Annotated in this window: 21 protein-coding genes; 6 read left to right on the top strand and 15 right to left on the bottom strand. The window is 49.1% G+C overall.

Translation table 11 applies throughout. The features are described from left to right. Positions 1-75 precede the first annotated feature (75 nt). The 3 genes from Q8K39_RS01920 to Q8K39_RS01910 all read right to left on the bottom strand — a co-directional run bounded on the left by Q8K39_RS01920 (position 76) and on the right by Q8K39_RS01910 (position 5352). Positions 76-2127 (bottom strand): methyl-accepting chemotaxis protein, encoded by a 2052-nt coding sequence (locus Q8K39_RS01920; RefSeq protein WP_305258084.1) that lies wholly within the window; start codon positions 2125-2127, stop codon positions 76-78. Positions 2128-2436: 309 nt separating this feature from the next. Then, entirely contained in the window at positions 2437-2667 is a 231-nt protein-coding gene (locus Q8K39_RS01915) for a hypothetical protein (RefSeq protein WP_305258083.1), read from the bottom strand. A 159-nt stretch (positions 2668-2826) separates the two neighbouring features. Further along, positions 2827-5352, bottom strand: a complete 2526-nt coding sequence (locus tag Q8K39_RS01910; protein WP_305258082.1) for an EAL domain-containing protein — start codon at positions 5350-5352, stop codon at positions 2827-2829. Between the two features lie 1356 nt (positions 5353-6708). Between Q8K39_RS01910 and Q8K39_RS01905 the strand changes: the two genes are divergently transcribed. After that, entirely contained in the window at positions 6709-7101 is a 393-nt protein-coding gene (locus Q8K39_RS01905) for a hypothetical protein (RefSeq protein WP_305258081.1), read from the top strand. Between the two features lie 186 nt (positions 7102-7287). Continuing rightward, positions 7288-7623 carry a metalloregulator ArsR/SmtB family transcription factor gene (locus Q8K39_RS01900; protein WP_186956132.1) on the top strand — a complete coding sequence of 112 codons (336 nt, stop codon included), beginning with the start codon at positions 7288-7290 and terminating at the stop codon, positions 7621-7623. Between the two features lie 53 nt (positions 7624-7676). On the opposite strand, the gene Q8K39_RS01895 is transcribed toward Q8K39_RS01900, so the two are convergent. From Q8K39_RS01895 to Q8K39_RS01870, 6 genes are all read right to left on the bottom strand, one after another. Then, on the bottom strand, positions 7677-8453 hold the full coding sequence (locus Q8K39_RS01895; protein WP_305258080.1) for an enoyl-CoA hydratase: 777 nt from the start codon (positions 8451-8453) through the stop codon (positions 7677-7679). Positions 8454-8675: 222 nt separating this feature from the next. Then, positions 8676-9872, bottom strand: coding sequence for an acetyl-CoA C-acyltransferase (locus Q8K39_RS01890; RefSeq protein WP_305258079.1), 1197 nt, complete (start codon positions 9870-9872; stop codon positions 8676-8678). Between the two features lie 15 nt (positions 9873-9887). Continuing rightward, a complete protein-coding gene (locus tag Q8K39_RS01885) occupies positions 9888-12275 on the bottom strand; it encodes a 3-hydroxyacyl-CoA dehydrogenase/enoyl-CoA hydratase family protein (protein ID WP_305258078.1) in 2388 nt (795 codons plus the stop codon). A gap of 57 nt (positions 12276-12332) precedes the next feature. Further along, positions 12333-14123, bottom strand: a complete 1791-nt coding sequence (locus Q8K39_RS01880; protein ID WP_305258077.1) for an acyl-CoA dehydrogenase C-terminal domain-containing protein — start codon at positions 14121-14123, stop codon at positions 12333-12335. 81 nt (positions 14124-14204) lie between these two features. Beyond that, positions 14205-14807: a TetR/AcrR family transcriptional regulator gene (locus Q8K39_RS01875; RefSeq protein WP_162061746.1), complete on the bottom strand. Its 603-nt coding sequence runs from the start codon at positions 14805-14807 to the stop codon at positions 14205-14207. 230 nt (positions 14808-15037) lie between these two features. Continuing rightward, positions 15038-15421 (bottom strand): RNA-binding S4 domain-containing protein, encoded by a 384-nt coding sequence (locus Q8K39_RS01870; protein ID WP_186956139.1) that lies wholly within the window; start codon positions 15419-15421, stop codon positions 15038-15040. 273 nt (positions 15422-15694) lie between these two features. Between Q8K39_RS01870 and Q8K39_RS01865 the strand changes: the two genes are divergently transcribed. The 4 genes from Q8K39_RS01865 to Q8K39_RS01850 are packed head-to-tail and all read left to right on the top strand — an operon-like array spanning position 15695 to position 18451. Next, the gene (locus tag Q8K39_RS01865) at positions 15695-16333 is read left to right on the top strand and encodes a TetR/AcrR family transcriptional regulator (RefSeq protein ID WP_186956140.1); all 639 of its coding nucleotides are present in this window, start codon (positions 15695-15697) and stop codon (positions 16331-16333) included. A 51-nt stretch (positions 16334-16384) separates the two neighbouring features. Then, positions 16385-16825: an AAA family ATPase gene (locus tag Q8K39_RS01860; protein WP_305258076.1), complete on the top strand. Its 441-nt coding sequence runs from the start codon at positions 16385-16387 to the stop codon at positions 16823-16825. Further along, complete coding sequence (locus tag Q8K39_RS01855) at positions 16822-17589, top strand: tRNA(His) guanylyltransferase Thg1 family protein (protein ID WP_305258075.1); 768 nt, start codon at positions 16822-16824, stop codon at positions 17587-17589. The genes Q8K39_RS01860 and Q8K39_RS01855 overlap by 4 nt, the downstream gene beginning before the upstream one ends. After that, positions 17579-18451 carry a hypothetical protein gene (locus tag Q8K39_RS01850; RefSeq protein WP_305258074.1) on the top strand — a complete coding sequence of 291 codons (873 nt, stop codon included), beginning with the start codon at positions 17579-17581 and terminating at the stop codon, positions 18449-18451. The genes Q8K39_RS01855 and Q8K39_RS01850 overlap by 11 nt, the downstream gene beginning before the upstream one ends. An 11-nt stretch (positions 18452-18462) precedes the next feature. Here the strand turns inward: Q8K39_RS01850 and Q8K39_RS01845 are convergent, their stop codons facing one another. The 6 genes from Q8K39_RS01845 to Q8K39_RS01820 all read right to left on the bottom strand — a co-directional run bounded on the left by Q8K39_RS01845 (position 18463) and on the right by Q8K39_RS01820 (position 23430). Beyond that, positions 18463-19263: a DUF429 domain-containing protein gene (locus Q8K39_RS01845; RefSeq protein ID WP_305258073.1), complete on the bottom strand. Its 801-nt coding sequence runs from the start codon at positions 19261-19263 to the stop codon at positions 18463-18465. Then, positions 19260-20423: a phosphatidylserine/phosphatidylglycerophosphate/cardiolipin synthase family protein gene (locus tag Q8K39_RS01840; RefSeq protein WP_305258072.1), complete on the bottom strand. Its 1164-nt coding sequence runs from the start codon at positions 20421-20423 to the stop codon at positions 19260-19262. The genes Q8K39_RS01845 and Q8K39_RS01840 overlap by 4 nt, the downstream gene beginning before the upstream one ends. Then, a complete protein-coding gene (locus Q8K39_RS01835) occupies positions 20420-21235 on the bottom strand; it encodes an endonuclease/exonuclease/phosphatase family protein (protein ID WP_305258071.1) in 816 nt (271 codons plus the stop codon). The genes Q8K39_RS01840 and Q8K39_RS01835 overlap by 4 nt, the downstream gene beginning before the upstream one ends. Before the next feature lie 19 nt (positions 21236-21254). Then, on the bottom strand, positions 21255-21704 hold the full coding sequence (nudB, locus tag Q8K39_RS01830) for a dihydroneopterin triphosphate diphosphatase (RefSeq protein WP_305258070.1): 450 nt from the start codon (positions 21702-21704) through the stop codon (positions 21255-21257). Positions 21705-21880: 176 nt separating this feature from the next. Continuing rightward, positions 21881-22363 carry a cache domain-containing protein gene (locus Q8K39_RS01825; RefSeq protein ID WP_230413894.1) on the bottom strand — a complete coding sequence of 161 codons (483 nt, stop codon included), beginning with the start codon at positions 22361-22363 and terminating at the stop codon, positions 21881-21883. A 272-nt stretch (positions 22364-22635) separates the two neighbouring features. Beyond that, positions 22636-23430 carry a CsgG/HfaB family protein gene (locus Q8K39_RS01820; protein ID WP_305258069.1) on the bottom strand — a complete coding sequence of 265 codons (795 nt, stop codon included), beginning with the start codon at positions 23428-23430 and terminating at the stop codon, positions 22636-22638. Positions 23431-23483: the final 53 nt, after the last annotated feature.

Here is a 23483-nt window from a genome sequence, read left to right as displayed (position 1 = left end):
GCGCGCGATACACCAGCGACATGAGTTTAATTGTATAGAAAAATTTCAAAAAAATTCTTTCTATAGCTTGTCGAATTAATTCGAATTCACCGCCCTAAGTGTGGACTTGGCAATTTGCCTGACCTGCGTAGACAAATTTTTTGTCTGCATGATGCGGCGACTCCCTCCATTTTCCAGGTTTGTTGTTTCAACTTCGGAAATTTTAAATACAGCGACCGCTTGTGACAACTTGACTGCCTGATCATGCATACTTTGTGCAGCGGCAGCAGCTTGCTCAACCAGGGCAGCATTCTGTTGCGTAATGTCATCCATTTGTCCAAGTGCTTCATTCACATGTTCGATTCCTGAGCGCTGCTCCGCACTGGCAGTAGTAATTTCTTGCATCGTGTCAGTCACAGACTGAATGGAATTGACAATTTGCCCCATCGTTGCTCCGGCCAACTGTACTTGATGGCTACCGACACTGACTTGCTCGACAGAAGCTGTGATCAGTGCTTTAATTTCCTTAGCCGCACCAGCGGAGCGCTGGGCAAGATTACGTACTTCGCTTGCTACGACGGCAAAGCCCCTGCCTTGCTCCCCAGCTCTGGCGGCCTCTACGGCCGCATTCAAGGCCAGGATGTTGGTTTGGAATGCGATACCGTCAATGACACCGATGATATCGCTGATTTTTTTGGATGATTGCTGAATCGCCCCCATCGTCTCAATCACCCTTCCGACAGCAACTCCACCGTCCTGTGCAATGGCAGAAGCGGAAAGAGCATTGGCGTTAGCATGCTCAGCGCCAGCAGCGTTTTGTTTGACAGCATCCGTCAATTCTTCCATTGAGGCCGAGGTTTCCTCCAACGAGCTTGCCTGCTGCTCGGTGCGGGAAGATAAATCCGCATTGCCGTGCGCAATTTCTTTGGATGCCGTTGCGATTGTTTCCGTGCCTGAACGTATGTCAGCAACCAGTCTGGCCAGGCCGGAGCTCATTCCTTCAAATGCATTCAGCAGTTGTGCTATCTCATCTTTGCCATGGGACGAAATCTGCGTACTAAGGTCGCCTGCGGCAACACGTTGAACTGCCTCGCTCAACTCTCTTACTTCACTAGAAAATGAAACATAGAATCCCATGAGCAGATATGCGGCGATCATCAAGATAATTGAAATCACGGCAATCAGCATATTGCGATGCAGTACATCTTTTTGAAGGCGATCTTCCAATGTGGCATCCAGCAAAGTCCCTGCGACGCTTGCATAAACATACCAACCATCTGCGCTCGCCATACCCGCCTTCAGAAATTCAGTTCCCGAGGTTTGGTTCAGGGCACTCAATACCTCATTTTTTGTCCGCTCCAAAAATTCAAGATTGCTGGTGATAACCGTTTGTTGCGTATCCAATTTCGCTTTGAACCCGGGATTGGCACGATACATGGCTTCAAGCAGTGCCGGGATACGGCCTATGTCACGCTTGGCCAGCATGACGTCTGAACTAATCAACAAGTCCTCGTTGGGCTCCAGCAAACCGGTATCGATATACGAAGCACCACGACCCGAGATATCTGAAATACCATCAGCCAATTCTGGCAAGGTTTTGGCAAACATATTGATCAGATAATATGTATCTACTTCTGGATCCAGAGTCAGGTGCGAACGGTCAGCAATCTGCGTATTCAATTTGTACAGTAGTGCAATCAATGCTGAATGGTCTGCATAGCTCTCTTTGTTTTTTGAAGCCGGAAGCTTTTGTACGACGCCCTCCCAAGTACGCTTAATGTCTGCAAGTGAAGCCTCCAGCCCCATTTGTGTTTGTTCTTTTTGCAGCTTAATGAACAACTCCAATTTGGATGTAATTTCCTGCTGTTTTCTTTGCGCTTCTTCTTTTGCCGCTGCATTGCCTGCCAGGGCCAGATGCCGCAGTGCCCGGTGTTGCTGAGCTATTTTCAACATCTCTTGCGCTGCCAACAATTGCCGCACTCCCTGCCGTTCGCTTTGACTGAAAGAGATCGATTTGTTTAGCTCATGGATCAGCAAGCCGGTAACCAGTAAGGCCGGAACAGAAAACAGCACTGCAACGATCACAAATTTTGGAAATAGACGGAGGCGCTGCATGAGCGCAATGGCTGGACGAAGGAATATGGACATGATCACCCAATAAAACATGCCTCGCTTCAGGATTGAAACGAATTATTGCATTGCAGCAATGATGCGCCTGCTTTATGACATTTTCATGACCCGGCTGTCACAAATGGTTACATGTTTTGATGTGATCTCAACGTTCCGCCCACCAGCATAGAAACACAGCTTTTAAATAAGGAAGTCTCCTCAAGGAAACTACGTGGCAATGCTTAGACACACAATGAGCCAATGCTTTAGTGGGAACAAAAATGAGTGATATTAGCCGTAGAGTGGTGCGCCAGAAAAGCGCCTTTTACTCAAACCGTAGTCTCTGCTTTAGGCGTGGCTTCTACGTCGTTTGGGATCTGTCAAGACACGCTGCGTTACTTGACGTGGCACTCCCTGGCCCATCAAATATTCAATGGCGCAAGCAGTACCTAGCGTCTGCTGCAAAGAGATACCGCGGTCAACTGTATTCTGGGTAATAAAATCCTCTCTGTTACGGGTGCCTGTAGAGGGGAATTCTTTCGTTTCCTGCATTAATTCAAAAAGGCTAATTGACATCATGATCTCCTGGGCTTATCGACAGAACGAAGCAACAAACTCACTTTACAATCTCATTTTGCAGGAAAGAGCTTATACCTAATGAGGCGCTTATTCCATGTCATTAAAGCACTTGTGAGCATTTTTTAAGCAATAAAAAAATAGACAGGTGATACACTTCTTCTATGGGGAAGCAGAAGATGGTAGTAAAAATTGCTTCAACAAGAGTTCAGGCACACAATTTGCTGGAACTGGCCGGGAAATGAAGTATCCTTGAATTTCATCACAGGCAAGGCGCCGAAGCGCATTCACTTGTTCTTGTGTCTCTACGCCTTCTGCGACCACTGTCATATCCAGTGCGTGCGCCATGGACACAATCGCTTTGAAGAATATGTCGCCTTCTTTCGATTTCGTCAGTTCATTTGTGAAAACCCGGTCTATTTTCAACACATCCATATCAAGTCGCTGAAGTTGTGAGAGGGATGAATAACCTGTCCCAAAGTCATCAACCAGCAACTTAACACCCAGTTCGCGTATCTCGCAAAGGTCTGCGATGATTGCATTGTCTTCACCCATCATTGCGGATTCTGTAATTTCGACTTCTAGCAGAGAAGCGTCAATACCCCAATTTTTGATGCAATCAGACAGTTTTTTGGGGAGTGCACCTGCGCTAAATTGTTTTGCTGACACATTGATCGAGATAGGAACGATCGGTAATAGCTCTTTTTCCCAAGCTGCAATTTGCGAGCATGCCTTTGCCATGACCATGTCTCCAAGTCGCAAGATCATGCCATTGGATTCTGCAATTGGAATAAATTCAATTGGAGGAACCAGGCCAAAGTCAGGGCGCATCCACCTTATCAAAGCCTCCATACTGGTCATCTTGCCAGTCTCAGCATTCACACGCGGCTGGTAATACAGCACGAATTGATCCTCTTCTATGGCGAGCTCCAGCGCACGCTCCATATCAACACGTTCTTTTAATTTCTGATATAGCTCGGGTTTAAAGAAATTGTAATGTCCCTTGCCAGTTGCTTTGACCGCATACATGGCGATATCCGCATTCTTCAGCAAAGTTTCCGTCGCATCACCATCAAGTGGGTACATACTGATGCCGATGGATGCGCCAATCTGATGCTTCTGTCCTTCCCACCAAAATGGCTGATTGAAAGCATCACCGATACGTTCGGCAACACGGGCAGGCTGGCTTTCCTTTTCTACAGGCTCGAGCACAACCAGGAACTCATCTCCACCCAAACGGACGACATTGTCAGATGGTCTCAATACCGACTGCAAACGTGAAGCGACCGATTTAAGTAACTGGTCGCCAGCTGTGTGTCCTTGCGAATCGTTCACGTTTTTGAAGCCATCGAGATCAATAAAAAGTAACGCCAGCATTTGCTCTGTCGTTTTCGCCTTTTTGAGTGCTTTAGGCAAATACTCCATTAACCAGTGGCGATTATACAAACCGGTCAACACGTCTTTCGTGGCGAGGCGGCGGAGTTCACGCTCTGCCTCTTTTTTTTCGCTGATGTCCTGTATCGTCACGGCCAAACCAGACCCAGAACGTGTAAGTCGGCGGCGTGCCCATGCCATATTCAAGGGGCTCGAATCTGGCAATTCGTATTCGTCTTCATAAAAGCCGGTTTCCATCGCACGGGTATAAATTTGCATCAACATATTGAAATAAATTTCGCCTTGCAAGGACGACATGTTCATTCCTATAAGTTCTTCTCGATTGAGGCCAAAAAACAATGCGCCACGTGCATTACAGTCGACCACTTGGAAATCGATGATCTTGCCGCGCACATCCCTTAGCGCATTCATCATGTAAAACCCTTCGTCTGTAGCTTCTGTCGCAAGACGGTAGGTGTCACGCACTTGCTTGCTTTGATTCTTTTTCCACGCAAGTCTGGTAGACAGAAAAGTGGCAATGATGGCAAATAAAACAAGTGCGACAATTGTCGTCACAGCCGTTTTCTTGGCTTGTCTCCATATGGGCTCATAAGTATCGAATAGTTCCTGCTCATTCAATCCTACGACCGCAATTAAGGAAAAGGCGTCTAGACTGTGCCAACCCAATATCCGTGATTGCTGGTCAACAAAGCTTGATGGCCCCGGAAAATCAGCCACACCGACCACCGTTTTGAATTGCACGTCCTGGCTAAATACCTGGCTGCCGCCAAACGGGATTGAATCACCTATCCTGGTAGCGCCGACTGTGCCATCACTTGTCAGGATCGCGATTAGTCCGCCCTTACCAAGGCTTTGTCTGTCATAGAAAGAAGAAAAGTAGGATGGCTCTACCGATATGACGACAATGCCGTCGAAGGCATCGTCAGCGTCTTCCAGTCTGCGCGTAAATTGAACAACAAGTTTGCCAGAACTGTTAACAACGGCTGGAAGGCCAATCTGCATCGCACTGGAGTTATTATTTTGATGATAGAAAAACTGCCCCCTCAAAGTCGTATCCTGCCATTTTTCTATTGGCACAGTTGAGGTTACCGGCTTTCCTTTGGCATCAAGGATAGCGACCAGTTCAAACTGGGGTGCAATAAACAGCCCCTGGGATCTTTGTTGTTCCAGTTTTAAAGAACGCCTGGAATGTTCCCAATCGTACTTCACATGCATGCTTACTTGATCTATTTGCTCAATAGTACGGTTGAGGTACTGTGCATAGGCGCGCGAAAGCGATGCCGCGTCTTTCAAGGCATTTGTTCTTACCAGTTTTTTATCCTGCTCGATGCTTGCATAGTACGAACTCCAGACGATCAGACTGAGAACAAGACAGATAAGTGACCATATAAAAACAAACGCAAAGCTATACCTTAAAAAGGCATGTTCGTGCGCCCACTTCCGCATAGAAGTGATTAAAAATGATGTAGTCACAATATTAGACAGGCATTCTAAGTAGTGTCGAAAAAGTGATCGTATTGCAATGGAATTACTATATTTCAGATTATCAAAAACACCAAAACTTCGAACAGAATTTCCAGCTGCCAACAGCGCAAAGATACTGGCTCATTTAATTGAAATTACTTACAGGTAGAGTTGAATGTACAGTGAATTGTCCGCACCATCCAATACTGGAGAGCAAATGTATGCCTTACTTCCCGAAGAACAAATCAGCGGCCTTGCTTACGGCACTCTGTCGCCACAGGTCATTTCCCCCATAGGGGTATATAACAAATATTCCCCTGGTTGGAACAATTTTCTTAAATGAATTACTAAATACCGTTGCATTTATTGCCAATTTACAACGGGGTCAAGAGGTCATTCATCTGTCATACCTAGCTGCTACACTTTAAAAACATCTCCTCGATGTGGATTCGGTTTAAGCAGCATTCAGGCTGCTTTTTTATCTCAAAGACTATTTTCTGGCTTAGTCATTTGCGATATAGTAATTGCACATTGTTATTACATTACTCAAGTCACGCGCATCTTCCCTGGCGAGCAAGATATCCCTGACTTCGATGATCTGACTTCTGCTTGGAATAATCTCAATCGGGCTATGGCACACCCAATCCACCAAGATACTGGTGATTTTCTTGTGGCCCAAGTTAGCGACCTCCTTACGATTAGAAATCGTAGCACTGAAAACCTTGAGCATTCAGTTTTTCTGCCCATTTGTTGGCTGCACGCAGATTCTCTTCCGGAACACCAAAACGCTCTTGACTAGGTTGCATAGCTAACACTCATAAATAGACAAGTTAAAAGTCAATGCACCCGTTGAATATTAACTATATATACATAAAATAACTCATTAAAATACAGACAGCACAGCGTTGCCCGTCGAAATTGAATCCGCCATGCGAATAATTTTCAGCGTTCTTTTAAGCGCTGGACAGGGCTGACACCCAAAACATCAAAAGAAACCTGATGCAAGATTTTCCTGCCCGGAATTTCAGTGCAGGTGTCAATCTTTAAGTAGTCTCATCCCAATTATCACCCCTCATGCCATCTACATGATTTTTCATGCCATTAATAAATATTGACATTAACCAATTCAGCAATTAACATATTAGTTAACTATTGAATTATTGTTCAACCTTGAAGGAGTATGAAATGAGCATGGAACTTAGTTATTTGGTCTATTCAATTGTTTCTATCGTCATGACAATCTGGGTCGCAAGAACCTTGTCAAAAAACGGTGAGGTGTTCCTGGTGAAATGCTTTGGTCAGGATGAAATATTGGCGAAATCCACGAATCACTTATTGGTCGTCGGTTTTTATTTGATAAATATAGGTTTGATCGCCATTCGTCTGGATGGCTGGCAAATATCCCCAGGCAACGGCTTGATACCCTTTGTTGGTAGTAAAATAGGTGTTTCGGTACTCAGCCTTGGTGCAATGCATTTTTTTAATATGATCATGATTGCCAAATTTGGCAGAACTGTCAGCGCTTGGGTAAGAGTGAATGACAAGCGTGAGGCAGAACGTTTTTCTGCTCCCGCATAAGCATTGATGAAATAAACGCTGGGTTATGCTTTAAATATGGAGCTCCCTTTAAGTCGCGGCTCTGATAGCCAGCTCCCAAGAACTGCTTTAAGCTTCAGTCTATGCAATTAGTAAAGCACTGACTGATTTACGTAATACTATTGCCGCGCTCAACTTAGTGCGGCAATCGTCTTTTGAAAATGAATAATGTCTTCTGATAAGATTTTTGAAGCTTTGGCATCATCACCGCGCAGACAGATTCTTGCTTATTTATCTGAGCAGGAATTGACTGCAGGGGATATTGCTGCGCGCTTTAAAATGAGTGCGCCAGCCATTTCCCGCCATTTGTCGGTGCTGGAAAATGCTGGCTTGATTTCTGGTGAACGTCAGGGACAGTTTGTGATGTACAAATTAAATGGCGACAGCCTAGTCAATACCTTGACGCAATTCGCTTTTTCTATTTGCCCTGTCGGCGCTCCTCTGAAGCGCGAAAGCAAGGCAATAGCAAAGTCGGGGGTCAGCAAGGCTAAGAACAAGGGGTAATAAAAGTATAAGAAGGCTGATTCAAGGAACCCCCATCCTGGAGATACTTCTGTCTAATTAAACTGACTAAAGTCTGGCTTGCGCTTCTGAAAAAAAGCCATGAACGCCTCTTTCGCTTCTGGAGCATTCAGCATCGCCGAGAAATGCTTGTTTTCTTCAGTCATCTTGTCGCTGATGGCGGCGGGTTGGTTGCCTTTCATCAGGCGCTTGGTGACACGTATGGATGCGGCTGGCAGGGCCACCAGTTTGGCGGCTTGCCGCTGGGCGTAAGGCAGCAATTCTTCCAGTGGCAATACCTTATTGACGAAGCCCATTTCAAACGCCTCATCGGCGCTGAACGCTTCGCCGAGCATGAGTTTTTCTGCGGCACGCTGATAGCCGACGATTTGCTGGAATATCATGCTGGAGGCAAATTCAGGGCACAAGCCCAATTGCGTGAAGGGCATGGAGAGTTTGGCATTGTCGGCCAGGTAAATCATGTCGCAATGCATGAGCAGCGTGGTGCCTATGCCAACTGCGGCACCGGAGACGGCTGCAATCACAGGCTTGCCTGACTCATTCAGGGCTTGCATGAATTGATAGACGGATGGCACGGCATCAACTGATGCGATACTGCTGGCATTTTTCATGAAATCTTCCAGGTCGTTACCTGCGGTGAAAATTTCTGGCTTGCCGGTGATGAGAATGGCACGTACTGCCACATCAGTTTCTGCATCACGCAGTGCATCTGCCATGGTCTGGTACATGGCCTGGGTGATGGCGTTTTTCTTTTCTGGACGATTGAAGTGGATCGTCAAAATACCGTTTTCTTTTTGGGTCAGGATATCCATGGTGCTAGTCTCTTTTTATTGATCAAGTAGATTGTGGTGCAGTAGTCAACCATTGTAAGGCTTGCTGCCAAAGTGTGTTGCGGAACTGTGGACGGAAAAATCCAAAATGGCCTATGCGTCTTGCGCCCACATCTTTGACATAGCTCCATCAAACCCAGCTCCTTAAAAAAAACCGCGCAGAAATATAGTCTGCGCGGTTAATTTTATGCTCAGACAAGCAACTTACATGCGTTCAAAAATACCTGCTGCGCCCATACCTGTACCTACGCACATGGTGACCATGCCGTATTTGAGGTTGTTGCGATGCAGGGCATGGATAGTCGTTGCAGAACGGATCGCACCAGTTGCACCCAGTGGATGGCCCAGGGCAATCGCGCCGCCCATAGGGTTTACCTTGGACGGGTCCAGACCCAGGTCTTGTACCACTGCCAGGGACTGTGCTGCAAAGGCTTCATTCAATTCAAACCAGTCGATCTGGTCTTGCGTGATGCCAGCGGCACGGCATGCTGCCGGAATGGCTTCTTTAGGACCGATACCCATGATTTCTGGTGGTACGCCACGTACTGCGAAGGAAGCGAAACGTGCCAGTGGTGTCAGGTTGAATTCTCTCAGGATTTTTTCGCTGACGAGGATCAGGGCGCCAGCGCCGTCGGAAGTTTGCGAGCTGTTACCTGCAGTGACGCTGCCTTTGGCGGCGAACACAGGTTTCAGTTTTGCCAGGCCTTCGATGGAGGTATCTGGGCGTGCGCCTTCGTCACGGCTGACGGTGCGGGTTTTCAGTTCGATTTCGCCCGTTGCCAGGTTAGGCACGCGGTCGATGATATCGACAGAAGTAGTCTCTGCATCAAAGTAGCCTGCGTTTTGCGCAGCGATGGCACGTTGGTGCGATTGCAGGGCAAATGCATCTTGTGCTTCGCGGGATACTTTCCATTGCTGAGCCACTTTTTCTGCTGTCAGACCCATGCCGTAGGCCATGCCTACGTTTTCATCCTTGAGGATGTCCATGTTCATCGATGGATTGCTACCCATCATAGGCACCATGGACATGGATTCGACACCACCAGCGATCATCACGTCAGCCTGGCCAACGCGGATACGGTCTGCCGCCATCGCAACGGCAGTTATGCCGGATGCGCAATAACGGTTAATGGTGACGCCACCAATGCTGTTAGGTAAACCGGCCAGCAAAATACCCATACGTGCCAGGTTCAGACCTTGTGCACCTTCAGGGAAAGAGCAACCGATAATCGCATCTTCAGCCAGCTTAGGATCAAGATTAGGCACTTGTGCAAAAGCGGATTGCAGTACACGCACCAGCAAATCATCAGGGCGGGTGTTACGGAACATGCCACGACCAGATTTGCCGATCGGGGTACGGGTAGCAGAGACGATGTAGGCGTCTTGGAGTTGTTTAGTCATGTTAATGTACCTCGATTAGTTACGGACTGGCTTGCCAGTTTGCATCATGCCCATAATGCGCTCTTGTGTTTTTGGATGATTCAGCAATTCCATAAACGCCTTGCGCTCCATGTCGAGCAACCATTGTTCGCTGACCAGGCTGCCATTATCGATGTCGCCACCGCAAACCACTTCAGCAATCATTTTGCCGAGCTTGAAGTCATGGGCAGAAATGAAGCCGCCATCACGCATGTTGATCAGTTGTGCAGCGATCGTGGCGATGCCATGGCGGCCAGTAACTGGTACCAGTTTGCGCATAGGGGCGCGGTAACCGGCGTCAAACATGGCGCGTGCTTCTACCTTGGCAACGTGCAGCAATTCGTAAGGATTGAAGACGATGACATCATCCGCAGACAAATAGCCCATCTTCTGTGCTTCCAGCGCAGATTTGGAGACTGCGGCCGTAGCTGCATTCGTGAAGTAGTTTTTCAGGAATTGCAGCAAATCCGTGCCTTTGGCATCTGCCGCTGCACGTACTGCTGCTTCTTTCAAACCACCACCGCCAGGAACCAGGCCGACGCCCACTTCAACCAGGCCGATGTACGATTCTATGGATGCCACGCGTTTCGCCGCATGCATCATCAATTCGCAACCACCACCGAGTGCCAGGCCAGACACGGCAGCAACTACTGGGATGTTGGCGTATTTCAAAGCCTGATGTGCATCTTGCAGGCGGGAGATTGCTGGTTCAATGGCTTTGACACCACCGGACATGAACAAAGGCAGCATGGCCTGCAAGTCAGCACCTGCAGAGAAAGCACCGCCGTCAGCCGCGTCTGCACTCCAGATGACCAGACCCTTGAAGTTTTTCTCAGCTTCAGCGATGGCTTTTTCCATGCCTTCGATGACGCCTGGGCCAATCACATGCATCTTGGTTTTCAGTGACAGTACCAATACGTCGTCATTCTGATGCCAGATACGGACGGAATCATCTTCAAAGAATGTCGTGCCAGCGTTTGCGCCAGTTGCTACGCCTGTACCCAATACTGGAGCACGGAAGGCTTGGCGTTCGTACACAGCCAGGTCGGAACGCGGCACGTAAGTGCTGCTTGCTGGAGACCAGGAGCCCTCAGCAGTATGCACACCTGTGCGGCCATCAAATACCCATGCTGGCATCGGTGCATTGCACAGTGCCTTGCCTGCGTCGATATCTTCCTTGACCCAGCCAGCGACTTCTTGCCAGCCAGATGCCTGCCATGTTTCGAACGGGCCCACATTCCAGCCGAAGCCCCAGCGCATCGCGAAGTCGATGTCGCGTGCATTGTCGGCAATCGTCGCACCATGAACAGCGATGTAATGGAAGGCATCGCGGAAAATCGCCCACAGGAACTGTGCCTGTACATTGGTCGATTCACGCAGGGTCTTCATTTTCTTGACCGGGTCTTTTTCCTTCAGCATACGGGCGACAACGTCGTCAGCCTTGGCACCGCCAGTCACATATTGCGCTGTAGCGAAGTCCAGACGCTGGATGTCCTTACCGACTTTTTTGTAAAAGCCTGCACCGGATTTTTGACCCAATGCACCTGCAGCAACCAGTTTGGCCAGCACTTCAGGTGTTTTGTAGACAGCAAAGAAAGGATCATCAGACAGATTGTCTTGCATGGTCTTGATGACATGGCCCATGGTATCGAGACCAACCACGTCTGCAGTACGGAAAGTACCGGAAGAAGCGCGGCCCAGTTTTTTACCTGTCAGATCATCGACAACATCAACGGTCAAACCAAATTTTTCTGCTTCATAAATCGTTGCCAGCATGCCGAAGATACCGACGCGGTTGGCGATGAAGTTCGGTGTATCTTTGGCGCGTACCACGCCCTTACCCAGAGAAGTAGTCAGGAAGCCTTCGAGTTGGTCGATGATTTCTGGACGGGTAGCTACGGTAGGGATCAGCTCCACCAAGTGCATATAGCGTGGTGGGTTGAAGAAATGCACGCCGCAGAAACGGGCTTTCAGTTCTACATCAAAACCGTCAGACAGAGCAGTGATAGACAAGCCGGAAGTGTTGGATGCGAAGATCGCATTTGGCGCAATGTGCGGGGACACTTTTTTGTACAGATCATGTTTCCAGTCCATGCGTTCTGCAATGGCTTCAATGATCAGGTCGCAACCAGCCAGCACGTCGAGGTTGTCTTCATAGTTCGCGACTTCGATCAAAGCTGCATCATCCTTGTTACCCAGTGGAGCAGGATTCAACTTTTTCAGGTTCTCGATAGCGCGCAGGACGATGCCGTTCTTAGGACCTTCCTTGGCTGGCAAATCAAACAGGACTACAGGTATCTTTGCATTGATACAGTGAGCAGCAATTTGCGCACCCATCACGCCAGCGCCCAGAACGGCGACTTTTTTAACGATGAAATTGGTCATTTTTAACCTCAAGAGTTTCGCGCCAGCCCATCCACATGGGATGGCGCGAATGTTTGATTAGAACAAGTCAGCTTCGAGTGCCAGCAAATTGGCAGAACCAGAACGTGCCTGGCGGATCAGCATTGCTGTTTCCGGATACAAACGGGCAAAGTAGAAACGCACTGTTGCCAGTTTGGAGATATAGAATTTGTCGCCAGAATCTTGTTTTTCAAGAGCGATTTTTGCCATTTGTGCAAAGAAATAGCTGTAGACCAGATGTCCGACTACGCGCAGGTAAGGCACGGCAGCGGCGCCAACTTCATCTGGATTCTGGAAGGCTTTCATGCCGATTTCCATGGTCAGCTTGGTGACTTTGTCGCCCAATTCAGCCAATGGCGTGATGAATTCTGCCATTGCTTCGTTAGTGCCATTGGCCTCAACAAATGCCTGAACCTTGGCACCGAACTTGCGCAGTTTTGCGCCATTGTCCATCAAAATTTTACGGCCCAGCAAGTCGAGGGACTGTACTGTATTTGTGCCTTCATAAATCATGTTGATGCGGGCATCGCGTACGAACTGTTCCATGCCCCATTCAGCGATGAAACCGTGGCCACCGTAAACTTGCAAGCACTCGGACGTTGCGGTCCAGGCATTGTCGGTGATGAAGGCTTTGATGACTGGTGTCAACAGGGCGACTTCGTCAGCGCAATCTTTACGGACTTGTTCATCAGGGTGATTCAGTTCTTTGTCCAGTTGCAGGGCGACGTAGGAGCAAAATGCACGTGCACCTTCTGCATAGGCTTTTGCCGTGAACAGCATGCGGCGTACGTCAGCATGAACAATGATAGGGTCAGCTGGTTTGTCCGGTGCCTTAGGGCCGGACAGGCTGCGCATCTGGATACGGTCTTTGGCGTATACCAATGCGTTTTGGTAAGCGACTTCCGTCAGACCCAGACCTTGCATACCCACGCCGAGACGTGCGGCATTCATGAACACAAACATCGCATTCAAACCCTTGTTCGGGCCACCAATCAACCAGCCAGTTGCACCGTCCAGATTCATCTGGCAAGTAGAATTGCCGTGGATACCCATTTTTTCTTCGATCGCGCCGCAGAAAATAGGATTGCGTTCGCCATTGCTGCCATCTGCATTTGGCAGATATTTAGGCACGATGAACAGGGAAATACCTTTCGAACCTTCTGGAGCACCTGGCAAACGTGCCAGTACCAGATGGACGATGTTGTCGGACATGTCATGCTCACCGGCAGAGATGAAAATCTTTGCGCCTGTGATTTTGTAGCTGCCGTCATCCTGTGGTTCGGCTTTAGAACGCAGCATGCCCAGATCAGTACCGCAATGTGGCTCGGTCAGGCACATGGTGCCAGTCCAGTCGCCAGAGATCAGCTTAGGCAGGTACAGGGACTTTTGTTCTGGTGTGCCATGCTCGTGGATACATTCATAGGCACCATGCGACAGGCCTGGGTACATGGACCATGCCTGGTTGGATGAATTCAACATTTCATAGAAAGAATTGTTGACCACCAGTGGCAAGCCCTGGCCGCCAAATTCTGGGTCGCAAGACAATGCAGGCCAGCCGGCTTCCACGTATTGCTTGTAGGCTTCTTTAAAGCCTTTTGGTGTTGTGACGGTGTAGTTGGTCTTGTCGTGGTGGCAGCCTTCGCGATCACCGGAGTGGTTCAGTGGAAACAATACATTGGAAGTGAATTTGCCGCCTTCTTCCAAAATCTGGTTGATGATGTCGCCATCAACATCAGCATGCTTAGGCAGCTGTTTCAATTCTTCTTCTACATTCAACAGCTCATGCAACACGAACTGCATATCACGCAATGGAGCGATATATTGACCCATGATTTTCTCCTGACGGCAAAGTTAAAACGGTAAATGTGGATACAAATTGTTTGCGACGGTGTCTATTAAAGCCTGCTAAATTCAGGCTGTGACCTGCACCGGCGCGTAATACTCGATCATTCGTTCAAATCCGACTTCAGCACGGCCCACGCTACCCGGTTTGCGCAAAAATCTCGCATCATGGTGCAGGGCTAATATGAGGCCATACATTTCATACACAATCTGTTCAGGTTCAACATCATCGCGCAAATGGCCAAGTTGTATCGCCTGTGCAGCAGCGCGGTGCAAGGCACCCTGCCACGCGTGGACCATACCAACCAATTCATCCCTGATGGGCCCAGCCCTGTCATCGTATTCGGCAGCACCGCTGATATAGATACAACCAGATGCAATCTCTACCGTGACGCGCTTGACCCATAATGCAAACATGGATTGCAAACGCGGCAAGCCACGTTCTTCTTTCATGCTTGGATAAAACACCTCTTGCTCGAAATGATGGTGGTAAAGCTTCAGCACTTCGATCTGCAAATCTTCACGCGAACCGAAATGGGCGAACACGCCTGACTTGCTCATGTTCATCTTGTCGGCCAGCAAACCTATGGTCAGCCCCTCGATACCATCACGGCTGGCAGCGTCCAGGGCTACATCCAGAATGGCGGCGCGGGTCAATTCCCCCTTGCGCATGAATTTTGATGTCATATTCATATTACATTGATTGTGTTGAAAAGATTCATGTCTGCCCGTAGTGACCATTAAGTGAAGCAAAAAGTGATGCAAACAAATGAATTTATCGAACGCTCGTACTATTATGCACAGCGCCTGAAAAGTCAAACCAGATTGCGTCTTTAGAGGAGAGTATCTATTATGTTTTGCCTCCTGCCATCTCGTTTTTTTGCTTTCCGCTCAGCCCTGGCTTATTCGTGATTATGCGTCTGGTCCAGCTGCCTTCTGTCACGCTTGGTTGGTCTAGTTGTCAGCTTCGCTGTCGGTTCCCGGAAATACTTCCTGTCTTCTGCCACTTTGGCGCGTTTTGCTGCACTCTCAGCGGTTTCTTCATACATGGTCTGGGCGATGGTCGCCGAGCCTCTCGTTTCCAGTATGCGCAATACCCTGACCTGCCACACCTGTTCAGCCTGCTGCACCTCAATCAGGTCGCCAACTTTGACGTTGTGTGCGGGTTTGACGCGCTGCTCATTTTGCAAAGCGCGTCCCAGCTCTATGGCACTGGTTGCCAGGCTGCGGGTTTTAAAGAATCTGGCTGCCCATAGCCATTTATCGATACGGGTGGTGTCGCTCATGAAGGTGTCGCTTTTCTTTACAGGATGTCTGGGTCAATTGATCCAGTATGGACCTAAAAAATACGTTCATTCTATTTTGATGCAATTTATGGCAGCTGTCAGTCAAATCCTAGGCATTTTCGCCCAATGTTTGTGCATACAACAAAGCGTGTCACTAAATTGAGCCATGTTGCAGTGCGCATAGACAATAAACTGAACGACCGTACAATTCGGTAGAGTTTTTGCATTTATTTATGCACTTTCGCATGTTTGCCAATTTGGTCGGATCAGCTCATGAGCTCTGTTGAAGAACTAAGTGGAAAAAAGCGCGCGATTCTCATTGCCGCAGAGAAATGCTTTGCCGCACAAAGCTACGAGGGCGTGTCCATACGCGACATTGCCCATGAGGCTGGGGTGCCCATCGCCCTGATCGGTTATTACTTTGGTGCCAAGAATGAGCTGTACCACGCCATCTACGAGCACCACAGTGGCTATATTGCTGACCGCCTTAACGGCTTGCGTCATGCCCGCACACAAAGTCCGCAAGGCACGACGCTTGATGCCATCATCGCCGCCTTCGTGCTGCCAGTATTGAAACTCAATGAAAAAGCCGAAGGCGCAAACTTCTCGCGCATGGTCATGCGCGGCGTGATTGACCAACACGAAGCCAGCGAACGCATCACCCGAGAATTCTACGATCCCATGGCACGCGAATTCATCGCCGCCTTGCATGATGCACTGCCCCATGCCCCGGCGGACAGTATCTACTGGAGCTATCAGTTCGCCCTTGGGGCATTGCTGCACCACGTCGTCGATACCCGCATAGAACGTCTCTCTGATGGCCTGTGCCCTGCCAGACAGGCTGATGTGGCAGCACCCTATTTACTGCGCTTCATCACCGATGGCATCAAGGCTGTTACACGGTTGGGCTAGTGGCTGACCCGTATGTAATAATGCATGCTAAACGGACTAGCATGCATGCAAATGGAAGCCATCATCTTCATAGGACTACAGGCCAGCGGTAAATCTTCTTTTTACAAAGAACGCTTTTTCAATAGCCACCTGCGTATCAGCAATGACTTGCTGAAAACCAAAAACCGCCAGACTCGCTTGCTGGAGTTTTGTTTTGACACCAGCATGCCCTTTGTCATTGACAACACCAACCCAACAAGAGAAATCCGGGCAAACTATCTGGAGCAGATCAAGGCCAGACAGTGGCCGGTGACTGCATATTATTTCAAAACTGATCTGGACAGAGCGCTGGCATGGAATAGCCAGCGGCAAGGCAAGGACCTGATACCCAAGGTTGGCATACTGGATACCCATAGAAAACTGGAAATCCCGGATTATGATGAAGGCTTTGATCGCTTGTATTATGTCGATTTTATAGATGGCAAACTGACTGCCACTGATTGGAAAAAATGAAGTTTGATGAATTGGAAAAAGTCATGCGCGGCTATGAAACTGCACATGACGACTGTGTCCCAGCCGGGACGTATATGATTGCCCGCATTGATGGACGTGGCTTTACCCGCCTGACCAAAGAAACATGCGCATTTGAAGCACCATTTGACATCAGGTTCCGCGATCTGATGGTGGAAACCTGCAAACATCTGATGAATTGCGGCTTCAAAGTCATTTACGCCTATAACCAGAGTGATGAAATTTCCTTGCTGTTTGACCTGCATATCAATGCCTTTGGCCGCAAATTAAGAAAATACAATTCCCTGTTGGCGGGTGAAGCCTCTGCCAAATTCAGCCTCATGCTGGGCCAAATTGCTGCCTTCGATTGTCGCATCTGCCAGTTACCCACTCAGAATCTGGTCGTTGATTATTTTCGCTGGCGCAATGAAGATGCCAACAGAAATGCCTTGAATGCGCATTGCTACTGGCAGCTCAGGAAAGAAGGTAAATCGCAAAACGAGACCACCAGCTTCATAGAAGGCAAGTCACTTGCAGAGAAAGAAGCATTACTGCAAAGCAGGGATATCAATTTCAAGACCCTGCCGCTATGGCAAAAGCGCGGCACTGGCTTGTACATGGTCGAAGAAGAAAAAGTCGGCTTTAACCCGAAAGAAAATAAAGAGGTCATCAGCACAAGAAAAGTCTTGAAGACGGACTATGAATTGCCGCAGGGGGACACATATAGTGAATTCTTGTGGCAATTATTAAAAAGCGATGCCGACTGATCATCACAACATCAATGCACAGCACATCCCCTTTCAGGCTTATCTGCTGGCACCTGTGTTTGCACCGCTTACCTGGTTGCTTGCTGGTGTGGCGACTAATCTGTATGACCGGGGACTGAGCTTGGCTGGCTTGGTCATGAAATTACTGTTCATGCTGTTACTATTGCTGGGTTCTTATGCGTTGTGTACACCCTTGCTGCATATCTGGGCGGGTCGGTCGCGCTGGCCTCAGAGACACGGATACGCAGGGTTCGTACTTGCCGCAATCACCGCCCTGACCATGGGACTTTTATATGCACAGCCAGGATTTCAGGATGCCCGCAACACCACCCGCAATCTGGTGTATCTCTCATTCATGCTGCTGACCTGCCTTGGCATGTTCTTGAGTTTGAAAAACCTATTCCCAACCACAGATGAAAACAGATGCCCTGCCAGTCTGGCATGGCTAGCTAAGCATCCAAGCCACTGGAGCTTGTTTTCATTGTTCAAAGGTGGCTTGGCGCTGATTCTGGTTTGCTCGGTCACATATGCAAATTCCCTGATTCCACGGCTTGACTTCTCGCGCTTTTTCGCTTTACAGATTGAACAAGACATTTTTCCAGAAGCCGCCTTTGCTGCCTCGGTCTTCGATGTCAATCCGAATCATTTTTTTGACTGGTGTTTTTACAGTGCCATCATCTTGGCAGTAGCGGCGATGGCATCTGCGTTACAGGCAAAAATACAGGGAGAAGATTCCCTGTACCGTGCAACAGGCTGCATTTGCGGCGCACTTGCACTGGCCGTTTTTGACCCCAGGCTGGCTGTCTATGCGGGGCTGGCTTATGGTATCGCTGAGTATGTGATGCGATTAAAAACCAGGTAATAGGAAATTATTCATGCCCCAACTATCCAGCCTTCCAGCGCATCAAATTCTGGCAAGCCATAATTATCTTCCCGCCTCTGCCATGCCCATGCAGCCAGCAACATGCATAGCACCGCATCGAGCAAATCGGCGCTGCCGTCTGCTATGAGTCCTGTCTTATAGCGACCCAGGTCCAGCTTGATTTTCCAGGGTGTTGTTCCCGCCTCCAAAGCGGCAACGATCAGCTCGCGTGCTTGCTGGCGCTCTGGTGTTTGCTTGCTTTTGTCGTCACTTTTATACGAGGCTTTGGTGATGCTGCGTGCCACCATGCCGGGGTAAGCTTCAAGGGCGATGCGTTGAGGGTCGCCTTCATACATACCTGGGATGCTGACACCTGCATCCAGCAAGCGCGGGGCACCTGCGTGCAGCATGTAGGCGACAGGTGGATTGACCCATTTCATGGAGGGAGAAGAACCTGCCGGGATGTCCGTCGCCCTGTGGGCGAATTTATTGCCAACTGCGCGAGCATCGCAAAAGGCCTTGAATTGCAGGCGCAATTCAGCGCGTGTCTGTGTTTGCAAATGACGCATCAGGTCAGGCCAGTTGCTTGGCCAGTGCAGATGTTCTACCAGTTCGCGCGGCAGAGAAAATGGCAAATCAAAACCTGCCAGCCAGGGGCCAGCCTGCATGAGCCAAGAATCAAAAGCAGTAAAGTCGCTGAGTGTTTGCAGGGATTCCAGACGCAGTACATCACCTTCCATCTGGCCACTGGCAATCGTGATGCCTTTGCGGCGTGAGGGTGCTGATGTGAAATCCACACCGTGCAATTTCATCCGTAATGCCCAAAGGTGACGATGCGCATGAGACCACGGTAAATCAGGTAAGCCGTGCCATGCCAGGCTCGCTTGTACCAGGCCTTCTTTTGCACATCGTCGGAAAAGATTTCTGTGCCATCGGCAATGCCCAATTCCAGTTCATGCGCCAGACTGGCGGCAAATGTCTTGTCGCGGACAACGATATTGGCTTCGTGATTAACGAACAGGCTGAGGCCATCGAAATTGCTGGAGCCTACCGTGGCCCAGTCCTCATCAATGACAGCAACTTTGGCATGCAGTTGCGTCTTGCCATATTCGACTATCCGCACACCAGCTGCCAATAATTTTGGGTAAAAAGATTGCGATACCGCATCCTGCAAGGCAAACTGGCCGACGCCGAGCAAGAGCACTACATCGACGCCGCGAGTGGCTGCAGATATCAGGGCGCGGCGAAATTTCCTGCCGGGTGCGAAATAGGGTGTAACGAGAATGGCACGTGATCTTGCCATCCCCAGCGCATGCAGGTAGGCTCTTTGTATGGTGGCGCGATTGCGCAAATTGTCGCGTACTACCAATGCTGCCGAGGTGATTTGTTTACCAGCCACCTTGGCATCGGCTCGCAGATGCTGCATCAGGGCAAAGCGTGTGCGTAAATCCAGTTTGCCGAGTTTGCGCCATTGCGCGTCTACTTCCAGATGGATGTTGGCAACCAGGGGACCAGTCACTGTTACAGCAAAATCCCAGCGCGGAAAAGGCAATACCAAACCTGAGCCATCATCAGCAATGTTGTCATCGATGATATTCAAACCGCCGACAATGGCGATTTGCCTGTCAACCACACAGATTTTTCTGTGGGTGCGTGCCAGGCCGCGTTTGAACCAGGGATTAAAGCAGCGGCAGTCTACGCCCTGCTCATTGAAACACTGGGTTAAGCTCAATGCTGCCTGTCTGTCGCTGCCTATCCAGTCTATGACGACTCTGACTTTGACGCCACGCGCTGCTGCCTGCACCAGTGCTGCCTGTACCATTTGTGCAGTATGGTCAGTTGCAAAGATATAGGACTCCAGATACACCTCATGCTGCGCTTGATCTATCGATGAAATCAGGGCGGGGAAAAACTGTGCACCACTGTGCAAGAGCTCGACATCATTGCCTTCGGTGAAATGCAGCTTACTCATGCGCTTTCAGCTTGATCCAGCAATACCAGGCTGGCAGTAATCGGCACATGATCCGACAACGTCGTCCATGGTGCGCCTTTCATGACATGTGCTTCTTCTACCTTGAAGCCGCGCAAATACACTCGATCCAGACATAACCAGGGCAAGCCTGCGGGGAAGGTGCGGGCATGACCGCCGCCGTTCTTGCTCAGCATGTTGCGCATGCCCTTCAGGGAAAAACGTGATGCCGTATGCTTGCCATCGACATCAAAGGCTTCGAAGACACCCAACTCCTGGTACAAAGTCTGACTCAGACCCTGGCTCCAGTCATTGAAGTCCCCGGCAATCACCAGCGGCGCATTGGCAGGCAAATCTTGTTGAATGGTGTGTATCAGTGCCTGTATCTGGCGACGGCGACTGCCGGCAAACAAACCAAGATGGATAACAAAGCAATGTATCTGGACTTTGTCCACCTGCACTATGGCATGCAAAATACCGCGCTGCTCATAGGCATGGTCAGACACATCATGATTGACAAAGGACGCAATCGGATAACGGCTTAACAGGGCATTGCCATGGTGACCGTGTTCATACACGGCATTCATGCCATACACGGCCTCATGGGATTGACCGGCCAGAAAATCATGCTGCCCCTCTTGCGGCCATCGCGTGTGGTTTTCTGCATGCAAATCATGCTGCCCCTGCACTTCCTGCAGGAACACCAGATCCGCATCAAGCAAGTCTATCGCTTCCTTGATGCCATGGATGCGGGCCTTGCGGCCAAATGCACTGACGCCCTTGTGGATATTGTAGGTGGCAATGCGCAACTTCATGGTGATTCCCTTTGGCTTATTAAACCTTGATCTGCTTCGGTAATTGCAGTATGGCTTCAGCATTCGATGCGGAGAAACATTTGTCCGCTGCTTCCTGCCAGGGCAACCATAGATATTGCAAATGCTCACGTGGTGCCAGCCTTATTGCGACATCAGAACTGACACACAGGCCAAACACATGCTCGGTATTTTTCGTCACACCTGGCGCATAGCGGTGCCGCCAGACCGGGTAGATTTCATATATATTGGTCAAACCCCAATCTTGCAAGTCATATTGCAGGGCGTCTATACCGGTTTCTTCTGCCACTTCACGGATGGCGGTGCTCTGCCACGCTTCATCGACGGTATCTTTCGAGCCTGTGACAGATTGCCAAAATCCGGCCTTGTCAGCGCGTTCCAGCAAGAGAACATCAAGTGCAGCGGTGTAAATAACTACCAGGACAGATTCAGGGATTTTGTGCGTTGACATGCCAGGCCGAAATGATGATCCGGAGTTTTCAAAACCACCATTCTAACCCCTTTGGCGCATCCATATTTGATCTCAGAAAGTAAAACGGCATTCCCTGAACGATATGCTCAGTAGAATGCCGCTAAAACGATAGCAACTCTGGCATGCAGTATTTTTGCCAGACTGATTCGTATGATTTATTTCTTCTCGAAGTAAGTACCCACGCAAACCATGCTGTCACCAGCGCCACGCTCACAATAGGAACGTTTTAATTCATAGCTCTGAGTTGCAGGGTTATTGAACTTGTAGGGGCCATACCAGCCTTTGGATGAGGTTTTCACCAGGTCTATCATGCCTTTGATGAAGGCGTTGCCGTCTACATCCTTCATGGTCATCAAATTTTTACCGACCATTTTTGCGTTGGCCCCCTGCGCCAGGCAATTTCCGTCAAAGTCGTACACAAAGACATATAAGTCCTTTTCCTTGAATGCACCATCGGGATGATCCGTGAACACTTTATAGGCCTTTTCTGCACCAGCTGACTTGACCAGGGCAACGGCTTTTTTGACCATGTCCTGAGCTTCGGCTTCGGTTCCATGCTCACTGGCCGCATGTGCGAACGGCACACACACAAGCATACTCAATACTACAGGCAATAATTTAGCTGAAAAACATTCCATCTTAATCTCCTTATAAGTAAACACTTACCATCAGCACAAGCACGAGCGCTTAGGCCCCTTGTTTCTTTATAGCAGCTTTATTGAGCTATGCTTTTCAGGGAAACAAGAGTTTACATTGAAGGATTTTTATTGCATTGCCATAGATCTGGAACAAAGGAATGCATATAAATGTCTCGCTGCTAGCAAATCTAGCGACTTTTAACAATTCATGCGATACAGCAATATGCAAAAAGGCCTGCAAAGCAGGCCTTTCAGGTCCGACAAATAAAAACTTACTTCTTCACTGGCACAGCCGGCGGCAATTCTTTTTCCTGCAATTGCCTGACTTGCGGCACCAGCTTGTTGTGCGCATCCAGAAAGGCAGCGACGATGACCTTGGCTTCATTGGTATTGCTCCAGCCTGCGCCAAAGCCACCACCATTTGCACCAATCGCCAGCCCGCCCAGACCCAGGTCAGTGGATTTAGCTGAACCTGTAGAGGCAGCTACCTGCTCGGTGGTTTCATTATCAGTTAGCAACAAGGCTACTTGTGCCTCTTTGAAACTGACTTTTTCAGCATACCCTACAAAATTCCTCAGGACAGGAATCATACCCATGATGGCACCTATGCCGCCGCCAGCCTTGCTTTCAGAAAAAGTCAGGCTAGGCGTCATGGTGTATTGCGCTTCGTACCCCTTGCCTTTGGAAACAGTAGAGTTCTTGCGAATGATGCCCTGGTCTTTCAGTTCCTGCTCATTGATCACAGCTTTCAGGCCAGACGCACGGTCCACCACCCGGAAGCACCCGCTTTGCTGGGCCAGCAGGCGTATCAACGGCACAGGTGAAGACGGCAGATTGTACTGACTGATCTGGGTATAGCCGTTAGGATTTTCCACCAGTGACAAGGTCGCCACTGGCGCATCACACTTCACCAGGGTCTTGCTGGCGCCCTTGGCACCAGCAGGACCGGCAGCGCCAGTCACTTCAGAAGAACCCTCACCAAGCTCGGTTTTCTTTTCTCCGCAAGCGGCGAGCAATAAACTACTACTCAACAATAAAAATAAAGCTGTCTTGTTATTCACTCGCATACTCTTTTCATTGATTGCAGTTTCAATAATCTCAGTTTCATCAACTAGCCGGC

This window comes from Undibacterium sp. (assembly GCF_030683615.1).
Classification (GTDB): domain Bacteria; phylum Pseudomonadota; class Gammaproteobacteria; order Burkholderiales; family Burkholderiaceae_D; genus Undibacterium; species Undibacterium umbellatum.
This window is presented reverse-complemented; position numbering and strand designations above follow the sequence as displayed.

Bases quoted from the DNA above. Each gene is read 5' to 3' on its own strand.
- Q8K39_RS01855 (WP_305258075.1), top strand. From the start codon at position 16,822: ATGAAGTTTGATGAATTGGAAAAAGTCATGCGCGGCTATGAAACTGCA.
- Q8K39_RS01875 (WP_162061746.1), bottom strand. From the start codon at position 14,807: ATGCGCAAGGGGGAATTGACCCGCGCCGCCATTCTGGATGTAGCCCTG.
- Q8K39_RS01895 (WP_305258080.1), bottom strand. From the start codon at position 8,453: ATGGATATCCTGACCCAAAAAGAAAACGGTATTTTGACGATCCACTTC.
- Q8K39_RS01915 (WP_305258083.1), bottom strand. From the start codon at position 2,667: ATGATGTCAATTAGCCTTTTTGAATTAATGCAGGAAACGAAAGAATTC.
- Q8K39_RS01825 (WP_230413894.1), bottom strand. From the start codon at position 22,363: ATGGAATGTTTTTCAGCTAAATTATTGCCTGTAGTATTGAGTATGCTT.
- Q8K39_RS01865 (WP_186956140.1), top strand. From the start codon at position 15,695: ATGAGCTCTGTTGAAGAACTAAGTGGAAAAAAGCGCGCGATTCTCATT.
- Q8K39_RS01890 (WP_305258079.1), bottom strand. From the start codon at position 9,872: ATGACTAAACAACTCCAAGACGCCTACATCGTCTCTGCTACCCGTACC.
- Q8K39_RS01920 (WP_305258084.1), bottom strand. From the start codon at position 2,127: ATGTCCATATTCCTTCGTCCAGCCATTGCGCTCATGCAGCGCCTCCGT.
- Q8K39_RS01905 (WP_305258081.1), top strand. From the start codon at position 6,709: ATGAGCATGGAACTTAGTTATTTGGTCTATTCAATTGTTTCTATCGTC.
- Q8K39_RS01860 (WP_305258076.1), top strand. From the start codon at position 16,385: ATGGAAGCCATCATCTTCATAGGACTACAGGCCAGCGGTAAATCTTCT.
- Q8K39_RS01845 (WP_305258073.1), bottom strand. From the start codon at position 19,263: ATGAAATTGCACGGTGTGGATTTCACATCAGCACCCTCACGCCGCAAA.
- Q8K39_RS01835 (WP_305258071.1), bottom strand. From the start codon at position 21,235: ATGAAGTTGCGCATTGCCACCTACAATATCCACAAGGGCGTCAGTGCA.
- Q8K39_RS01880 (WP_305258077.1), bottom strand. From the start codon at position 14,123: ATGGGTCAATATATCGCTCCATTGCGTGATATGCAGTTCGTGTTGCAT.
- nudB (WP_305258070.1), bottom strand. From the start codon at position 21,704: ATGTCAACGCACAAAATCCCTGAATCTGTCCTGGTAGTTATTTACACC.
- Q8K39_RS01900 (WP_186956132.1), top strand. From the start codon at position 7,288: ATGTCTTCTGATAAGATTTTTGAAGCTTTGGCATCATCACCGCGCAGA.
- Q8K39_RS01850 (WP_305258074.1), top strand. From the start codon at position 17,579: ATGCCGACTGATCATCACAACATCAATGCACAGCACATCCCCTTTCAG.
- Q8K39_RS01840 (WP_305258072.1), bottom strand. From the start codon at position 20,423: ATGAGTAAGCTGCATTTCACCGAAGGCAATGATGTCGAGCTCTTGCAC.
- Q8K39_RS01820 (WP_305258069.1), bottom strand. From the start codon at position 23,430: ATGCGAGTGAATAACAAGACAGCTTTATTTTTATTGTTGAGTAGTAGT.
- Q8K39_RS01885 (WP_305258078.1), bottom strand. From the start codon at position 12,275: ATGACCAATTTCATCGTTAAAAAAGTCGCCGTTCTGGGCGCTGGCGTG.
- Q8K39_RS01870 (WP_186956139.1), bottom strand. From the start codon at position 15,421: ATGAGCGACACCACCCGTATCGATAAATGGCTATGGGCAGCCAGATTC.